Annotated in this window: 2 protein-coding genes; one reads left to right on the plus strand and one right to left on the minus strand. The window is 70.6% G+C overall.

All coding sequences use genetic code 11. The annotated features are described in order from the left end of the window. A partial coding sequence (locus AC1DWF_RS33760) for an alcohol dehydrogenase catalytic domain-containing protein (RefSeq protein WP_476842853.1) occupies positions 1-291 on the minus strand: 291 nt, incomplete at its 3' end. A 129-nt stretch (positions 292-420) separates the two neighbouring features. Between AC1DWF_RS33760 and AC1DWF_RS33765 the strand changes: the two genes are divergently transcribed. Continuing rightward, a partial coding sequence (locus AC1DWF_RS33765; RefSeq protein ID WP_476842854.1) for a GMC family oxidoreductase N-terminal domain-containing protein occupies positions 421-775 on the plus strand: 355 nt, incomplete at its 3' end.

The raw sequence follows: 775 nt of genomic DNA on the forward strand, positions 1-775 counted from the left end.
GCATTCCTTGCAGGTGCCGCAGGTGAGGCCGCCATAGGGCACTACCATCTGGCCCGGGGCGAAACCGGTGACGCCCGCCCCGATCGCCGCGACATCCCCCACGCCCTCGGCGCCGACGCTGATCGGCAGGGTGCGCTTGGCGAAGGCCATGCCCCGCCAGCCCCAGACGTCGATATGGTTGAGGGCGACCGCGCGCATGGCGATCTGCACCTCGCCCGGGCCGGGAGGAGGGGGCGGGTCGATCTCCATGAGGCGGAGGTCACGGTCGGCCAGGAGCTGAAGGGCGCGCATTTCGGCGCAGTAGCAGGGTTCGGGGCAGGGCCCAAGCGGCGGGCCGCCCCGGCTTGCGGGACCGACGGGCCTGTGGGTTCATCGAACCGTCAAGAATCGCGCTCCGTCGAGGGCCAATGGGGGAACGGCATGCGGAGCTACGATTACATCGTGGTCGGCGCGGGATCGGCCGGCGCGGTCGTCGCGAACCGGCTGTCCGCCGACACCCGCAATACGGTGCTCCTGCTGGAGGCCGGTCCTGCCAGCCACCCCTGGTCGCGCATCCCCATCGGTTACGCGAAGCTCATCCGAAATCCCACGGTCAACTGGCTCTACAGCGGGGAGCCGGAGGCCAGCACCAACGGCCGCCGCCTGCCCGTTCCTCGCGGGCGGATGCTGGGCGGCTCCAGTGCGATCAACGGTCTCGCCTTCGTGCGCGGCCAGGCGCAGGACTTCGACAGCTGGGCCCAGATGGGCAACGCAGGCTGGAGCTATGCGGAGGTCC

Source organism: Aminobacter sp. P4_D5 (assembly GCF_056401815.1).